This window comes from Klebsiella sp. R390 (genome assembly GCF_051131745.1).
Lineage (GTDB): Bacteria > Pseudomonadota > Gammaproteobacteria > Enterobacterales > Enterobacteriaceae > Klebsiella.
The window spans coordinates 4,789,362-4,806,035 of record NZ_CP180445.1 but is presented as its reverse complement, the minus strand read 5'-3'; the positions used below and the strand labels follow the sequence as shown (position 1 = coordinate 4,806,035).

General features: G+C 54.2%; 15 protein-coding genes. 8 read left to right on the top strand and 7 right to left on the bottom strand.

Features of this window, described 5'->3' with window-relative positions; genetic code table 11:
* Positions 1-21 precede the first annotated feature (21 nt).
* The 4 genes from tdcD to tdcA all read right to left on the bottom strand — a co-directional run bounded on the left by tdcD (position 22) and on the right by tdcA (position 4,711).
* Positions 22-1,230 carry a propionate kinase gene (gene tdcD / locus ACMYSP_RS22490; protein WP_434584228.1) on the bottom strand — a complete coding sequence of 403 codons (1,209 nt, stop codon included), beginning with the start codon at positions 1,228-1,230 and terminating at the stop codon, positions 22-24.
* 28 nt (positions 1,231-1,258) lie between these two features.
* Positions 1,259-2,590 carry a threonine/serine transporter TdcC gene (gene tdcC / locus ACMYSP_RS22485; RefSeq protein ID WP_123754815.1) on the bottom strand — a complete coding sequence of 444 codons (1,332 nt, stop codon included), beginning with the start codon at positions 2,588-2,590 and terminating at the stop codon, positions 1,259-1,261.
* Positions 2,591-2,609: 19 nt separating this feature from the next.
* Entirely contained in the window at positions 2,610-3,599 is a 990-nt protein-coding gene (tdcB, locus tag ACMYSP_RS22480; protein WP_434584226.1) for a bifunctional threonine ammonia-lyase/L-serine ammonia-lyase TdcB, read from the bottom strand.
* A 173-nt stretch (positions 3,600-3,772) separates the two neighbouring features.
* A complete protein-coding gene (gene tdcA, locus ACMYSP_RS22475) occupies positions 3,773-4,711 on the bottom strand; it encodes a transcriptional regulator TdcA (protein WP_434584225.1) in 939 nt (312 codons plus the stop codon).
* An 851-nt stretch (positions 4,712-5,562) separates the two neighbouring features.
* On the opposite strand from tdcA, the gene ACMYSP_RS22470 reads away from it, so the two are divergent.
* Genes ACMYSP_RS22470 through ACMYSP_RS22450 form a run of 5 tightly spaced genes read left to right on the top strand, consistent with a single transcriptional unit; the run spans position 5,563 to position 10,291 of the window.
* Positions 5,563-6,651, top strand: a complete 1,089-nt coding sequence (locus ACMYSP_RS22470) for an ABC transporter ATP-binding protein (protein ID WP_434584224.1) — start codon at positions 5,563-5,565, stop codon at positions 6,649-6,651.
* Positions 6,644-7,273, top strand: coding sequence for an ABC transporter permease (locus tag ACMYSP_RS22465; RefSeq protein ID WP_434584222.1), 630 nt, complete (start codon positions 6,644-6,646; stop codon positions 7,271-7,273). Before ACMYSP_RS22470 ends, ACMYSP_RS22465 begins: the two co-directional genes overlap by 8 nt.
* On the top strand, positions 7,273-7,941 hold the full coding sequence (locus tag ACMYSP_RS22460) for an ABC transporter permease (RefSeq protein WP_434584221.1): 669 nt from the start codon (positions 7,273-7,275) through the stop codon (positions 7,939-7,941). The genes ACMYSP_RS22465 and ACMYSP_RS22460 overlap by 1 nt, the downstream gene beginning before the upstream one ends.
* A gap of 55 nt (positions 7,942-7,996) precedes the next feature.
* Positions 7,997-8,896: an ABC transporter substrate-binding protein gene (locus ACMYSP_RS22455; RefSeq protein ID WP_434584219.1), complete on the top strand. Its 900-nt coding sequence runs from the start codon at positions 7,997-7,999 to the stop codon at positions 8,894-8,896.
* 42 nt (positions 8,897-8,938) lie between these two features.
* Positions 8,939-10,291, top strand: coding sequence for an LLM class flavin-dependent oxidoreductase (locus ACMYSP_RS22450; protein ID WP_434584218.1), 1,353 nt, complete (start codon positions 8,939-8,941; stop codon positions 10,289-10,291).
* A gap of 34 nt (positions 10,292-10,325) precedes the next feature.
* Here the strand turns inward: ACMYSP_RS22450 and ACMYSP_RS22445 are convergent, their stop codons facing one another.
* The 3 genes from ACMYSP_RS22445 to ACMYSP_RS22435 form a co-directional block, all read right to left on the bottom strand.
* The gene (locus ACMYSP_RS22445) at positions 10,326-11,117 is read right to left on the bottom strand and encodes a phosphate/phosphite/phosphonate ABC transporter substrate-binding protein (protein WP_434584217.1); all 792 of its coding nucleotides are present in this window, start codon (positions 11,115-11,117) and stop codon (positions 10,326-10,328) included.
* The gene (locus tag ACMYSP_RS22440; RefSeq protein WP_434584216.1) at positions 11,107-12,093 is read right to left on the bottom strand and encodes a fatty acid desaturase; all 987 of its coding nucleotides are present in this window, start codon (positions 12,091-12,093) and stop codon (positions 11,107-11,109) included. Before ACMYSP_RS22440 ends, ACMYSP_RS22445 begins: the two co-directional genes overlap by 11 nt.
* Before the next feature lie 201 nt (positions 12,094-12,294).
* Entirely contained in the window at positions 12,295-13,467 is a 1,173-nt protein-coding gene (locus ACMYSP_RS22435; protein WP_434584214.1) for an ROK family transcriptional regulator, read from the bottom strand.
* Between the two features lie 210 nt (positions 13,468-13,677).
* Between ACMYSP_RS22435 and ACMYSP_RS22430 the strand changes: the two genes are divergently transcribed.
* The 3 genes from ACMYSP_RS22430 to ACMYSP_RS22420 are packed head-to-tail and all read left to right on the top strand — an operon-like array spanning position 13,678 to position 16,672.
* Positions 13,678-14,925: an extracellular solute-binding protein gene (locus tag ACMYSP_RS22430; RefSeq protein WP_434584213.1), complete on the top strand. Its 1,248-nt coding sequence runs from the start codon at positions 13,678-13,680 to the stop codon at positions 14,923-14,925.
* A gap of 9 nt (positions 14,926-14,934) precedes the next feature.
* Entirely contained in the window at positions 14,935-15,843 is a 909-nt protein-coding gene (locus tag ACMYSP_RS22425; RefSeq protein WP_434584212.1) for a carbohydrate ABC transporter permease, read from the top strand.
* Complete coding sequence (locus tag ACMYSP_RS22420) at positions 15,833-16,672, top strand: carbohydrate ABC transporter permease (protein WP_434584211.1); 840 nt, start codon at positions 15,833-15,835, stop codon at positions 16,670-16,672. Before ACMYSP_RS22425 ends, ACMYSP_RS22420 begins: the two co-directional genes overlap by 11 nt.
* The last annotated feature ends 2 nt before the right edge of the window (positions 16,673-16,674 follow it).

Genomic DNA, 16,674 nt, shown 5'->3' with positions numbered 1-16,674 from the left:
TCTCTACAGAACAAAAATTAATTAAGCAAATTCCACTTGCGCGTGCATTGCCCCTAAATGAATGGCATCGAGGGCAATCATTTTCTCTTCATTGGTGGGAATAACGGCGCAGCTGACCCGGGTGTCTGGTGCGGAAATAATTCTTTCACCACGGGAATTCGGCAGGTTATTCATTTCCACATCCAGGGTCACCCCCAATACGGCTAAATGATCAATCACCAGTCGGCGAATTAATAATGAGTTCTCACCAATACCGCCGGTGAAAATAATCGCGTCGAGGCGCTGGAGTGAGGCCGCATGGCCGGCAATATGACGGGCGATACGATGCACAAAGGTTTTAATCGCCAGCCGGGCGCGTTCATGCCCCGCGTGCCAGGCTTTCTCCAGCACCCGCAGATCTGATGAAAGGCCGGAGATCCCCAGCAACCCGGACTCCTTATTGACCACCCGTTCGAGGTCGCTCAGGGTCTGCTGGGTTTCGCTGGCGATCCACGCCAGAGCGCCGAAGTCGACATCGCCGCTGCGGGTTCCCATCATCAGCCCTTCCAGCGGCGTCATCCCCATGGAGGTATCGACGCTTTGCCCGTTGCGCACCGCACAAACTGAGGCACCGTTACCCAAATGGGCGATAACCAGCCCGGAATCGTCTTCATCCAGCGCCAACAGGTCGTGCGCGCGCTGAGCAACATAGCGATGCGAGGTCCCGTGGAACCCATAGCGACGCACGCCAAGTTCCTCATAATATTTCCACGGCAGTCCGTAGAGATAAGCTTCCGGCGCCAGGGTCTGGTGGAAGCTGGTATCAAACACGGCCACCTGTCTGACGCCGGGGAAAAGGTGTTGCGCCGACGTAATACCGCTGAGATTGGCGTAATTATGTAGCGGGGCTAATGGCGAAACCCGGCGGATATTCTCAATAACCTCATCAGTAATAATGACCGACTCCGTAAAGATATTTCCGCCGTGCGCAATACGGTGACCAATTAACGCTACGCTGTCGATTAATTCACGTTTCTCCAGCTCAAAGGCGATAGCCTTTAATGCGCCTTCGTAGCTATGCTGCGCCAGTTTAACTGGCGCGCCGTCATTAATGGCTAAAAATGCATTCTCAGAATTAATCCCATCGGCAATACCGGCCATTAATACATCACAGCTCATTGCATCAAGGACTGAAAATTTAATTGAAGACGATCCGCAGTTAATGACCAGTACTACCGGGAATTCATTCATATATTGACTCCGCTCATCCTGAGCTTAATTAAAACAGTTTGTAGACGATATTCAGAATGGTCAGCAGACCCACCACGGTGACGAAGACGTTATCCAGACGGCCACGGTATTTCGCCAGAGACGGCGCTTTACGGATGGCGTACATCGGTAACAGGCACAACAGCGAGGCAATAATCGGCGCGCCCATCGCTTCAATCAGGTCGAGGATATTGGGGTTAGCGTAAGCCACCACCCAGGTGGAGCCCATAATGAAGACCATGCTGATGGTATTCAGTTTGCTTGTGGAAACCTTGGTTTTATCCCCCTTATAACCGAACTTCAGTACCAGACCGTTCAGCCCTTCCAGGGTGCCGAGATAGTGGCCGAAGAAGGATTTGAAAATGGCCACCAGCGCGATAATCGACGCCCCGTACTCGAGTACCGTGGCAAATGACGATTTACTGCCGGTCATGGAGGCAAAGTGGTTTGCCAGGTAAGAGAGCACCGGGATGTTCTGCGCTTTCGCATCCGCCATGTTTTCCGGCGACAGCGTAAACAGGCAGCTGAAGGCAAAGAACATCACCACCGCCACCATCAGCATGCTGGCGCGAGAAATAATTTTTGAACACTTACGTTCGGTGTAGTCGCGGCCAAACTCTTTTTCATACTCTTCGCGTTTAGAAACCACGAACGAGGAGACAATCGGCGAGAAGTTAAAGGAGAAGACCATAATGGAGATCCCCAGCCATACGGTCACCAGGATGCCATCGTGGCCGGTCAGGGCGATATCGCTGAGATTCACCTGATCGATAACCGCGGAGTTCCAGTAAGGGATCAGCGACAACGAAATCAGCACCAGGCTGGCGATGAACGGGAATACCAGGAAGCTCATCACTTTCACCATCAGGTCCTTACCGAACCAGATGACAAAGGCCATCAGCAGCAGCAGGAACAGCGCCACAAGGCCGCGATTAAGCGCCGGCATCTGCAGCTGATTTTCCCAGAAGGTCATAAAGGTATTGGTAATGGTGACGCCATAAATCCACAGCAACGGGCAGATGGCGAAGAAGTACAGCAGCGTGATCACCACCCCACCGGTCTTACCAAAATGCTCTTCTACCGTCTCGGTGATGTTTCCGGACGGGTTCGAACCGGACAGGCACAGGCGCGCCAGCGCCCGGTGGCAATAGAAGGCAATCGGGTAGGCTAAGACCAGCATCAGTAAGATGGGGATCAGGCCACCAAAACCGGCGCGAATGGGGAAGAAGAGCACCCCGGCGCCGATGGCGGTCCCGAACAGGCCCAGGGTCCACGTGGTGTCCGATTTACGCCACGATGATTCTCTTGTCTCGCTGGATATAATGCTATCGGTAGTACTCATATCCTGTCCTCACATAAGATTAAGCGTCAACTAAACCAGTAATTTGCGAAACACGTGAAAGGTCGATATTGCCACCAGAAATAATGCTGACCGTTTTACGGTTCTGGATATAGCTATCTAACTTCCCGCTCAATAATGCTGCGCAGGCCAGGGCGCCGGCGCCTTCAGTAATCACTTTATTGCGCTGAATTAAGGCAATCATGCTGTTGCGAATTTCATCTTCACTGACCAGTACAATATCGTCGACCAGCTCACGGACGATGTCGTAAGTCAGATTGCCGGGACGCGAAACATCGCAACCGTCGGCTAATGTGCTGGTATTACGATGTGACGTAATTGCGCCAGCATAATAAGAGGCGGCCATCCCGTGGACGTTTTCAGACTGTACGCCAATAATACGAATGGTGGGGTTAATGGATTTAATCGCCACCGCGATACCGGCAATCAGACCGCCGCCGCCGATGGGTACAATAACGTTGTCGACGTCATACAGGTCTTCCATTATTTCCAGGCCGATGGTGCCCTGACCGGCAATGACTTTCGGGTCGTCATAAGGCGGAATAAAAATACGCCCTTCCATTTCGACAATTTCACTCACTTTGGCGATGGTGTCATTGAAGTTATCGCCGTGGAGAATCACTTCAGCCGAGTAATCGCAGGTGGCGGCAACTTTTGATTTCGGCGCCCCTTTCGGCATCACTACCTTGCCATCAATGCCCAGCATGGCGCAGGAGAGCGATACGCCCTGCGCATGGTTGCCGGCAGAACAGGCGACTACGCCCTTGCGTTTTTCCGCTTCGCTGAGCGAACTCAGTTTGTTAAAAGCACCGCGGATCTTAAACGAGCCGGTACGCTGCATATTTTCAAACTTGAGGAATATTTCACCTTTGCAACGCTCGCTAAAATAATTAGAGCGCGGCATGCCTGTTTTATAAATTTTACCCGCCAGTCTTTTTTTCGCTTCGAGGATATCTTCAATGGCAACCGGGAGATCGTATGTAATGTGCATTAGAGCCTCTTAACCTTGGTATAAAATAATAAAAATGACGCTCAATCCGTAATTACGGCGTAGAAAACCCCTCCGCTATTATGGATCGAATATTTAATCGTAAAGTTCACCGTAACCGCCGACTGAATATCAGCCGACGATCTGAATGTTAATAATCAGAATAGATAATTCATTTAATCAACAGTTATTAATTGTCTTTTCCTACAGCCAGTAAATGCCGAATATTCTTTTGCTAATTCTACCAGCACCGAGGCGGCATTTTTTATACGATAATTCTTCGACCAGATTGCGGCATAACGGGCAACCGGTAATGCTTCGCTAATTGGAATGGTAATAAACTGACTGGAGCCAAACGGTGTGGTCATATCGCAGGGAATGACCGTCAGGAAATCAGCATTGAGAACAAGATTATAAATGGTGACGACCGAGTCGGTTTTAACGATGTTTTCACTGTTGATGCCGCTGCGCTGGAGGGTGGTGAGGAGTTCACTGTAGTAACCCATATTGGTTTGCGGCAACACCCACTGTTCGTCCTGCAACGACGCCAGCGTGGTGGTGCCGCTGCATGTTCGGGACTTATTGGCCACCAGCACAAACTCGGATTCAAACAACGGTTCCACATGGAGGTCGTGTAGTTTCATTTCGTCGCTCAACGTACCGATGGCGAAGTCGAGACGGCCGTCGCGGATCGCCGGGAGAAACGAGGAGAGCTGCGCTTCGTACATCGAGACCTGAGCTTTAGGAAACACCTTTTTGAACTTGTGGATCATGTCAGACATAAAGGTGAAGCCAATCAGCGACGGAAAACCGAAAGAGACATCGACCACCGTGTTGCAGGTCATGCTGTGCATCTCATTGACCATATTTTTCATTTCACGGGTGATCGATTCAGACCACGACAGCAGCACTTGCCCGGTATTGGTCAAGGTGACGCCGGTATTTTTTCGCACCACTAATTCGGTCCCGAAATAGGCTTCGATATCATTAATTATCTTACTGACGGCAGGTTGCGTTAATCCTAATTCTTTTGCTGCTGAGCCGATGGAACCACTTCTGATGACTTCCTGGAAAACCACCAGATGCTGTGTTTTTGGCAGAGTAATCGTATTCATAGCAACCTGCTTCCATTATTTTCTCGACGCGGTGAAGTGTACCAAATGGCGATCCGATGGTTATGTGAGAGCACTCACAAACACCCCCTTCACGTATTTTACATCTCGCAAGAGATGAAAATAATCACTTATATATCAACCCCTTACGTTCATCAAAAGCCATTCCAACATGACTTTTATCAAGAATATATGCGGGGATAAAAATATTTTATGGGGATAACAAAGGTTAATTTTTGATCTGTTTTTGTGGGTATTAAGACTGATATTTAACCATTAGCCGTATAATTATTCGCCGGCATCGTCATTAAACTGTTAATGTAATTAATAAAATATTATGACAAATAACAGCAAACAGAGTTTAAAAATCGTAAGGGGTCACACTTTTTACCCCCGGTTGTGCGCAAAAAACTATTTTATTCATTATCACGCAATATTTAAGACACAATAAAACACCATTTACTTAACACTTTTATCTCTGGATTATGGCCATAATGCAGCAGGTAATTTTTTGATTAAAATCAAACGCAATTTTTCATTCGATCAAATAAAACCAGAACAGCCATTTGTGCTGCTTATCACAATTTAGCAAATCGATATTCGGCTGACCGGTCTGGCAGAGAGAAAAATGACCGTCGCGCGGCCATTCGCCCAGGGCGGCAGGATAAAAATATCGCTATTGGCTTTGTACCAGATCAAACCGCATTCCTTCGGTTCAAGAATTGCTCAGATTCCGACTATGCAAATGCAAATAACGTATTTGCCCTCCCTGTAACCTCTCGGTAGTTTGTAAGGTGTCAACTCCGCGACAAAAGCCACAAACCACTTATAAATTCAGAGTGTTACAACACCAGATGATCAGATTAGAAAACATTCACAAGACCTATTCCGGCAGCGCACATGCGGCAATACGCGGCCTTAACCTGGTTATTAATAGCGGTGAACTCTGTACTTTCGTCGGCCCCAGCGGCTGTGGCAAAACGACAATATTGCGCATGATTAATCAGCTCGATAAACCAGATTCCGGCAACGTGTATGTGCAGGGGGTGAACATTGCGCTGGCTGATATTATTCAGGTCCGCCGTAATATTGGCTTTGTGATGCAAAGCGCCGCCCTCTTTCCCCACCGGACGGCGGCACAAAATATCGCAACGGTCCCGCGATTACTTGGCTGGCACAAATCACGCATTCGCGCACGTATTGATGAACTGGTCGACTTGATGTCGCTGGATCGTCATCTGTTGACACGCTATCCACACCAACTCTCTGGTGGACAACAGGGACGCGTAGCCATCGCCCGGGCGTTAGCCGCCGACCCGTCGATTCTGTTGATGGATGAACCCTTTGCCGCCATTGACCCGGTGGTGCGCGAACGCTTGCAGGATGAACTGTTGCTGCTACAGCAACGCCTGCATAAGACCATTGTGGTGGTCACACACGACATTAATGAAGCCATCCGCCTGGGCGATAAAATCGCTATTTTCCAGGAGGGGGGCGTGCTGGCACAGTGCGATACGCCAGAGCAGATTCTGGCACACCCGGCCAGCGAGTTTGTGCAACGTTTTATTGGTCCCGAACCAAATCTTAAGCGCCTCGGGATGCTCCAGGTCGGTCAGCTACCGCGACACGATGTGCCGCTGCTGGATGAAGGTTTGTCACCGATTGCCAGCGCACACCCAACGGTCGCCAGCCCGCTGCGGCTGGTGCTGGATCAACAGCATCGCCCTCTGCACTGGTTTGATCCCGATAAGCGCATTACGTTGCCGATAGCCCAGCCGCTTTCGGCCCTGAACTCTTTACGTTTTGCCTACAGCGCCCTGCTGGATGCGCCAGGCGGCGTGCTGGTCCACGTAGATAGCAACGGGCAGTACCAGGGCAGTATTTCGCATATTCTGCTGCGAAATGTGCTGGACGGCGACGTGGAGATTCGCCGCTATGATTGACTGGTCGTGGATTTATGCCAACAAAATCCTGATTGGCGAGCTGCTATGGCAGCATACGCAGTTGGTCGGCATCTCGCTGTTTTTTGGCACCTTGTTGACAGGCGCGTTCATGGTGCTCACGCTACGCTGGCCGATCGCCACGCAACCGTTAATTTATCTTTGCGGCGTTATCTTTACGATCCCATCGCTGGCGTTATTTATTCTTTTATTACCTTTTACCGGCTTGTCGCTGACGACGTCAGTCATTGGTTTAACAGTTTACTCGCTGTTGATCCTGTTACGTAATGTCATTGCCGGCATCGAAAAACTGCCCATTGCCGTGCTGGAATCAGCCCGCGCACTCGGCTACACCCGCGGGTATCGTTTTATTGATATTGAGCTGCACCTGCTGGTGCCCTCCCTGTTTGCCGGGCTGCGGATTGCCTCGGTGACGCTGGTCGGGCTGGTGACCGTGACCGCCCTGATTGGCCAGGGAGGGCTGGGGCAATTGCTGCTGGCAGGTTTTAATCAGGATTTTCTGACTCCCATTATTGCCAGTGTGGCATTAAGCCTCATGCTGTCATTTTTACTGGACTTCCTGATAGCCCATGTCGGCTATTGGCTCACGCCCTGGACACGCTAATGGATATATTACTGGCGACCCTTCGCTGGCTTTCCCAACCCGAACACTGGCTCGGCGATACGGGCATATTGCTGCGCCTGCGCGAGCATCTTTATTATGTCCTGATTAGCATAGTGCTGTCATCGGCCATTGCCCTGCCGCTGGGTATTGCGCTCGGTTATTGGCGCAAAGGGGCGTTTATCATTATTAATCTGTTTAATATTGGTCGTGCCATCCCGTCATTAGGGCTCATTTTATTATGCATTATTGTCTTTGGCTTTAATGATATTCCGGTTTTTGCGGCGCTGGTGGCGATGTCGGTCCCGCCGATCCTGACCAATGCCTGGGTCGGTATTTATCATGCCGACCGCCCGCTCTGCGATGCCGCCACCGCGTTGGGAATGACGCCATGGCAAAGCCTGTGGCAGCTGCGCATCCCGTTGGCTGCACCGCTGATTATCGCCGGGATACGTACCGCGCTGGTCCAGCTTATCGCCACCGCCGTTGTCGCCGCCTATGCAGGCCTTGGCGGCCTGGGTCGCTTCCTGATTGACGGGCTTGGGCAACGCGATTTCCCGCAGGTTATTGCCGGGTCGCTGGTGGTCTCGCTGCTGGCTATCGGCAGTGAATTATGTTTTTCCTGTTTCACCCGAAAATATCGCCGTACCACGCTCGTAGCCGAGCATTAAGAGCCTAACAGAATAGGCCCTGACTCCACCAATCATCTGCATATAAAGAGGCATTATGAAGCATATATTAGGGTTTCCTGTTAACACCCGCCGGTGGCGCTTATCGATTATTACCGCGGGATTACTGAGTCTTAGTTTCAGTACTCTGGCAGAAAGCGTCACCATCGGTGGCGCTAATTTCACGGAGAGTTCTATTCTCGCGAATATATATGCCAGCGCGCTCAAGAAAAATAATATTGAGGTAAAAACGCGACTGAATCTTGGCAACCGCGAAATCATCCTGCCCGCATTAAAGAGCGGCGAAATCGATATCGTGCCGGAATATCTCGGCGCCCTGCTCAACTATTATGACGGGAAAACCCAGGCCACCAGCCAAAGTGATGTCAGCGCCGAACTGGCGAAGGTATTGCCTGCCGACTTCACGCTACTCACCCCCTCTCCGGCCACATCGATTACCGCCTGGGCGGTACGCGCTGAGACGGCGAAGAAATACAACCTGACGACCTTGTCCGATCTGCAGCCGATTGCCCATCAGCTGACTATCGGCGGACCGCCGGAGCTGGCGGTCCGTGCCCTCGGGCTTCCGGGACTTAAACGGGTCTACGGCCTGGAGTTTAAGGCGGTGAAGTCGCTTGATATGGGGGGACCGTTGACCCGCCTGGCGCTGAATTCCGGCAAGATCGATGTTGCCACGGTTGTCTCAACCCAGGGTAACCTGGCAAAAGAAGATTGGGTGGTATTAGCCGATGACAAGCATGAGCAGCCCAGCCAGAACGTCGTGCCGCTGGTGCGAAAAGCCAGCCTTTCCCCCAACGTTAGTAGCATTCTTAATCAGGTCTCCTCCCGGCTTGATAATGCGGCGCTGATCGCGCTGAACCAACAGGTTGATCTGCAGCACAAAGACCCGGCAACCGTTGCCGAACAGTGGGTTAATGCCAATCTGCCTGGCCACTAATCATCACGGCCAGGGAGTGGCTATCAGCAAAAGAGCATGACGATGTCTAAAGACCATATCATTTTGAACCTGTTCTTCTTCAATCCCCAGGGCGATTACCGCTTCTCCTGGCGCCACCCGCAGGCCCCGACAACAGAAATTTTCAGCCTGGACTACTATGTCGGGCTGGCTAAAAAAGCCGAGGCGGCCACGTTAGATGCCATTTTTGTTGCCGACCATATTGCTATCTGGGATAAGGTGCCCAGCGGCCTGACCCATTACGCCAATGCGCGCCTCGAACCCATCACATTACTCAGTGCGCTGGCAGCCGTCACCGAACATATTGGCCTGATGGGCACGGCGTCCACCTCCTATAACGAACCCTATAACCTTGCTCGTTATTTTGCGTCACTCGATTTTCTGAGCAAGGGCCGGGCAAGCTGGAACGTCGTCACTTCGTGGCTTGAGGAAGAAGCCGCCAACTTCGGTCTCGACCAGCTGCCACAGCACGGCAACCGCTATCGACGAGCCGGTGAATTTATTGATGTCGTCACCCGGCTTTGGGACTCATGGGAACAGGATGCGGTGCTGTACGACAAAGCGAGCGGCCTGTTTGCCGATAAACAAAAAGTGCATCATCTCGATCATCGCGGTGACTATTTTTCCGTTCGCGGGCCGCTGAACCTGCCGCGTCCACCGCAGGGCCATCCGGTACTGGTGCAGGCGGGATCATCAGAAGCGGGGAAAGATCTGGCGGCAACGTGGTCAGATATGCATTTCGTGTTTATTCAGTCCATCGAAGAGGGGCTGAGCTATCGCGAGGAGATGAATCAACGGTTGCGGGCTAAAGGACGTGACCCGGCGCATTTTAAGATCATCGCAGGCGTGCTGCCGGTGGTAGTAAATTCTGATGCGGAAAAAACGGCGCGCCAGCAGCTTAATAACCGTCTGATGAGCGATCGCATGGCTATCGATCTGCTCTCTTCATACCTGCGCATGGACCTCTCGAACCACGCGGTCGACCAGCCGCTACCGCCGCTGCCGGACGAAGAGACCTTCGACGGGATCCGCACCGCGTTGCGGCTGATCCGCCATTACGATCCGTCACTGACCATCCTGGAGCTGGGACGTTTACTGCTGCAAAGTTCCGATAGCTGGCTGTTGATTGGCAGTGCGGAGGAGATCGCCAGCGCGCTGACCGAGACCTGGCGCGCCGGTGCTGCCGATGGCTTTAATCTGATGTTCCCGTTATTACCGGGAGATTTCGATCGTTTTGTCGAGCAGGTCGTGCCGATTCTGCAACACAGCGGCGTTATGAGAACGAGCTATCCGCCGGGTACGCTACGGGAAAAGCTGGGCTTGCCGCCAGCGGAAAACCACTTTGCCCATCACCCACCACCGGCAGATGCGCGCTAATCCCAATGCCGGAGAAGCCCGCTTCTCCGGCCACTTACAATTGGGTTACCCCTTTTAGTCGCGCCTCTTCCCGCCACGCCAGCAGCCGGGTATACGGCGCCCGGGTCAACGGGCTAAACCCACAGATAAACTGCGCGTTGCAGCGCTCACGATACTGCGGGTCGCTGACCAGCTGTTGCAACGCCGCTCTCAACCCCGCCAGGGTCTCCGCTGAGGTGTGCGGCCCGGTGATAAGCGGTAGCCCTGGCGCCAGTGGACCGTGGTCAATTACGCACAACCCCTCCAGTACCGCAGGTTCATGACGGGCCAACAGCGCCCAGCTAATGCAATCAATGGCGGCAATATCCCCCACGCCTTGTTGCAAATCGACAAGTGATTGCCGGTGACTGCCGCTGAAAATGACGTCGCCAAAAAAATGCCCACGGCGGGCAAGCGGCGCGACCATCTTCAGCAGCACATTGTAGCCAGACTGCGAATCGGGAGAATTACAGACCACCCGCCGTCCGTAAAAATCGGCCAGTTGCCGTGCGCTATCTGCCGCACGCATTACCAGCAGACTACGGTATTCTATCCCTTCGCAGCCGGGCGCTGAGTAGTGAAAGCACCCCACCGTCTGCACGTCAGGCAGCAGAGTCACCAGCGGATAGCCGCAGGTCTGGCTCAGCAACAGATCCGGTTGGCACCATCGGGAGAGTAAATCCGTCGAGGCTGACGGCAGGCTCGCGGCGATGCCTCTGGCCAGCAGAAGTTCTCGTACCGCTGCCTCCAGCGCCTGATTCTCCTGTGGATGGATGGCATACATCGGTAAATCCACACTATGGTGCATCGTTTTCCCCGTCTTGCTGACTGTTTCTGACGCCGGGATGCGCATTGACATCTACCGCCTTGAAAAGAAAGGCGCGCAACCATTCCCCATAACCACGCACCAGAAATCCCTGGTTACGCTGCTGGTAGCGCTCGCGTTCAAGCAGGTAGATTTTTCGCAAACCGTACCACGGAACACCGGGCAGATCATGATGGACAGAGTGATAGTTCAGATTAAGAAACAGCACGCGCCACAACAGGCCTGCCTCGTTGATGACTGAGCGGGCCAGCGGGTCATCTGCGGCCCGGTGCTCGAGGAAGGAACGAATTTTGGTCAGTGCCAGCGCCGGATAGCTGACCGCAACCACAAAATAGAGTGGCGAAAAACCACAATGCGCGATCCACGTCAGCAGGCCGGCCAGTAATCCGACGTGAATCAGCCACATCGCCATCGCTTTGCCTTGCCGATAGCGAAACGCGTTCACCGCGCTGGCGAGCGTCTGCCCGATATCCAACAGCGGGGCCAGCAGCAGCCGGCCAATAAAGGTATTGCGCAGATGAATCACCTTACGCTGCCAGGGCGAGAAACGCCGCCAGCTCTCGTCGGTAAAATAGTAGGATTCGGGGTCGTCGACTGGCAACGTCAGGCGATCGTTATGGTGATGTGCCAGATGGGAATCCCGATAAAGGCCATAGGGATACCACACCGCCAGCGGCAACGTGCCCAACAGTTGATTACACCACGCCCGGTTGGTGGGATGGCCGTGAATCAGCTCATGCTGTAGCGACATATACCAGGCGGTAAACCAGATTAGCAGCATCGTCGCCGGGAATATCCCCAGCGTCTGCCAGTACGCCAGGGTCATAAACCAGCCGCCGTAGATCACTATAATTAATAACCAGGTGGGTAATTCACTGCGCCATAGCCAGCGACGGGACAGCTGGTGGAGAAGCGCACGTTGCTGTGGATGCAGATACATCGACGTTTTTTTTGTCATGACTACCGGGGCTCTTTGTGCGTGACTTTTACCCCCCGACGATGTGAGAAATCAAAGAAAATAACAAAGAATTTAAATCACTTAGCTTTTCCAGAAACGGAATATCAGGTGCCGGACACGTCGTGTGACACGCACAGTATGTCACCAGGATCCACCACCCGAATTACCCGACGTGGCCCGCATTATTCGGGACACGCGGACCTACTTCATCAGGGCCTGAAACTGAGGGTTAAACTCGTCAAAAATCGGTAGCGCGGCTGCACCGAGAGCGGCGGTATCGGTCCCCGTCATCCCCATTTTGACGCGCATCGCCGGAAGATAACGCCCGCGTACCGACTGATAAAGCGGTGGCAAACGGGCCAGCACTTTCTCCAGCAGCGGCGCGGGCATCATCCCCCCCACCACCACCGTCTCGGCATCGAACACGCACTCCAGCAGATTGATAGCCTGACGCAACGAAGGCAGCGCCGTGTCAATCCAGCGATCGAATCGCGCGGCGTCTACCGCCAGCAGGTCTTCGGGCAACGCCCGGTAGGGATCGAGCCCGCAAAACTCATAGGCGGCCTGCAGTGAAACATAACGCTCCAGACACCCTTCGTTACCGCAGTAACAGGGGCGCCCGCCCGGATGTACCACAATGTGCCCGACCTCCCCGGCGTTATGTGCATGCCCGGTATAGATGTGGCCATCGGTAAAAATCCCGGCCCCCAGACCCGTGCCGATGTACAGATAGACGAAGGAGTTAAGCTGGCGGGCCACCCCGTGAAAACGCTCGCCGATGGCCGCCACCGTCGCGTCGTTCTCCAGCGTTACCGGCAGACCGCTTATTCGCGCCAGTTCTGCCGCCACATCGACGCCCTCCCAGCCATTGAGCGTGGTTGGCCCGGTTGAAGAAATCCCTTCCACACCAAACGGGCCCGGCATCACCACGCCAATGCCCAGCACCCTGCTCCATTCAAGCCCGGGCAGCGTTTTCATCTCCTGCAGCACCTCCTCAATGCGGGCAAAGGTGGCACCAGGTTGGGGCTTTTGCACCAGGATGAGCCGGCGAAAATGCACCTCACCGGTCAGATCGACCAGCACAATAATCAGCGTCTGATGATCGAGATGAATCCCGATCGACCAGGCGCTGGCAGGGTTAAGGCTCACCGGTACTGCAGGTTGCCCACGGCCGGTCGGCCGCCGCGGTTCATGGCTGGTGAGGATCGCCATTTGCTGCAGCTCAGCGACAATATTGGAGACCGTTTGCGGCGTCAGCGCGGTTAATCGCGCCAGCTCCGCCCGGGTTAATGTTCCGTGCAGGCGCACAGCTTCAATCACCACCCGGCGGTTATGAACACGCGCATGTTCAAGGTTCGTTCCCGAGGTTTTCATTTCGTCCCTTCCTGTCGCATCATGCTGCAATTTTAGCCAGCGTCACAATTCCCGCAACGAGATTCTCAACCGGCCTTTCGGGTGGCATAAGCTTTGCTACGCTTAGCCTAAGGGCCAGCAATGATGTTGATGCCGTATTGTTGCCCCGATTAAATCAATCAAATTGATTTAATAAATCATATTCCTCTTTTCAGTACAGCGGAGAGCAACATGAACCACCACAGCGCATTTCGGGTTAAAGCCGGTCTGTTGGCGATGCTAGTCATCAGCGGGAGTGCGGCAGCCGCCGCGACTCAGGTTAACGCCCTGTTTATGACCCAGGCGGCGTACAGCGAAAACGACATTCGTGCAATGACCGCCGACTTCGAAAAACAAAACCCGGATATTAAAATCAACCTCGAGTTTGTCCCGTACGAAGCACTGCATGACAAAATCGTCGCCGCACGCGGCGCCGGCGCGAATGGTTACGACGTGGTGCTGTTCGATGCTATCTGGCCTGCCGAATTCAGCCACTTCGATCTGCTGCAGGATGTCTCCGCACGCATTCCCGCCGAGGAACGGCAGAAAGTCTTCCCCGGCGCCATGAATACCGTGGTCTACAAAGGCAAAACCCTCGGAATGCCGTGGATCCTCGATACCAAATATCTGTATTACAACAAAGCCATGCTGGAAAAAGCCGGCATCAAGCAGGTGCCCACCACCTGGCAGCAGGTTCTGGATGACGCCAAAATTATCAAAGACAAAGGTATCGTTAAATACCCGCTGGTGTGGAGCTGGTCACAGGCTGAAGCGCTGGTGTGCGACTACACCACGCTGGTCTCCGGGTTTGGCGGGCAGTTCTATCAAAACGGCAAGCTCGATTTCTCGACCCCGGCCTCGTTAAAAGCGGTCACGCTGATGAAAAGTTCGCTGGATGACGGGTTGAGTAACCCGGCCTCTCGCGAATACCTGGAAGAAGATGTGCGTAAGGCCTTCTCCAACGGCGATGCGGCGTTCGCACTGAACTGGACCTATATGTACAACATGGCCAACGATCCGAAACAGAGTAAGGTCGCGGGCAACGTCGGTATTATTCCGGCACCGGGCGATACGCCGGATAAACCGGGCGCGGTAAATGGTTCGATGGGATTAGGCATCGCCAAAGCCAGCCAGCATCCGCAACAGGCGTGGCAATATATTCAGTATCTGACCTCCCAGCCGGTACAGGATAAATACGCCAAACTGAGCCTGCCGGTGTGGAAATCGTCCTATCAGGACCCGGCCGTTGCCAAAGGCCAGGAGAGCCTGCTCGCCGCAGCGGATAAATCACTGAACGTCATGCTCTCGCGCCCGGAAACGGCAGACTACTCGCGGCTCTCCAACACCTTGCAGCAGCAGCTCCAGGCCGTACTGCAAGGTAAGACCGCGCCGGATGCCGCCATGCAAGCCGTCGATCAAAGCGCGGCGCGCCTGCGTTAAGGAGTGTTGATGCTGAGCCTGCAACAACGCGAGCATCGTCAGGCATGGGTGCTTCTGGCACCCATGCTGATCGTGATGTTTCTGCTAACCGCCTGGCCACTGGCGCGCACCCTGTGGCTGAGTTTTACCGACACCGCGCTGGTGGGCAATGGCGATGCGACGAATTACGTCTGGCTGGATAACTATCTGTATGCGTTAACCGACCCGGATTTTCGTGCCGCCTTTGCCCGCACGCTCTATTTCACCGTGGTCTCAGTCGCCATTGAAGGTGTCATCGGCGTGCTGGTGGCGCTGTTGCTCAATCAGCCATTTGTCGGGCGCAATATCCTGCGGGTGCTGGTTATTTTACCCTGGGCGTTGCCGACCATCGTCAACGCAATGATGTGGCGACTGAACTTCAACCCTGACTACGGCAGCATTAATGCCCTGCTGACCCAACTGGGCATTATCGACAGCTATCGCAGCTGGCTGGGATCGCCGGATTCGGCCCTGAACGCGGTGATGCTGGCGGATATCTGGAAAAACTATCCGCTGGTCACGCTGCTGGTGCTGGCCGCGCTGCAGTCTATTCCTGAGGATTTGTACGAGGCGGCGCGCCTTGACGGTGCCAAAGCGTGGCGCCGTTTTCGTGCCATCACCTTGCCGGCGATTGCCGCGCCGCTCGGCGTGGCCCTGATTCTGCGCACCATCGATGCGTTTAAGGTGTTCGATATTATTTATGTCATGACCCGCGGAGGGCCGCTGGACAGTACCCGCACGCTGAGCTTCTTCGTCTATCAGGAGTCCTTTAGCTATCTGCGGGCCGGCAGCGGCGCAGCCTACGCCATCCTGATGACCCTGATGTGCGCGCTGTTGATCGCCCTGTATCTGTTTATGCTGCTCCGTCAGCGTCGCCGGAGTGCCGATAATGAAGCGTAAACTCCGTACCCTGCTGCGCTATCTGGCGGCATTGCTTGTTGCGCTGTCGATTCTGGCTCCGATGGGGTGGCTGTTTTTGATGAGCGTTAGCGCCACGGCTGACCTGACCCGGGTGCCGCTGGAGTGGCTACCCCGCCAGTGGGATTTCAGCCGTTATGCCAGATTGCTGTCGCTCCAGCCCGGGGAACCTGGCGCGCTGTTTCTTCCGGCCCTGCGTAACAGCCTGCTGGTAGCCGCCGGGGCGACGCTGGTTTCGCTGCTGCTGGCGGTGCCCGCCGCCTTCAGCTTCTCGCGCTATCCCGGCCGTGACGGCTGGCTGTATGCCGGACTGGGTATCTACATGGTGCCGCCGGTGGCCTTTGTGCTGCCGCTGTACTTTATTCTCGAACATTTCGGCCTGCTGAATACCCGTAGCGGGCTGATACTGGTCTACTGTTCGCTGATCATGCCGTTCCTCACCTGGATGGTGAAAAACCAGTTCGACGCCTTACCGCAGGATATTGAACAGGCGGCTCGGCTTGACGGGCTACGGGTCTGGCAGGTACTGCTGCGGATCACGATTCCGTTGGCGAAACCGATGCTCGGCGCCTCGGCGCTGTTCGGCTGGCTGCTGGCATGGGACGAGTTTTTCTACTCGCTGCTGTTTACCAGCAACATTGCCGCCCAGACCCTCCCGGTCACCATTGCCGGTTTTACCGCCGGTCGGGCCACCGATGACGGGCTGGTTGCTGCCGTCGGTATTCTGGCTTCGGTCCCGCCCCTGTTTATCGCCATCTGGTTACAAAAAACGCTGGTCAGCGGCCTCACTAACGGTGGAAGTAAAGGATAACT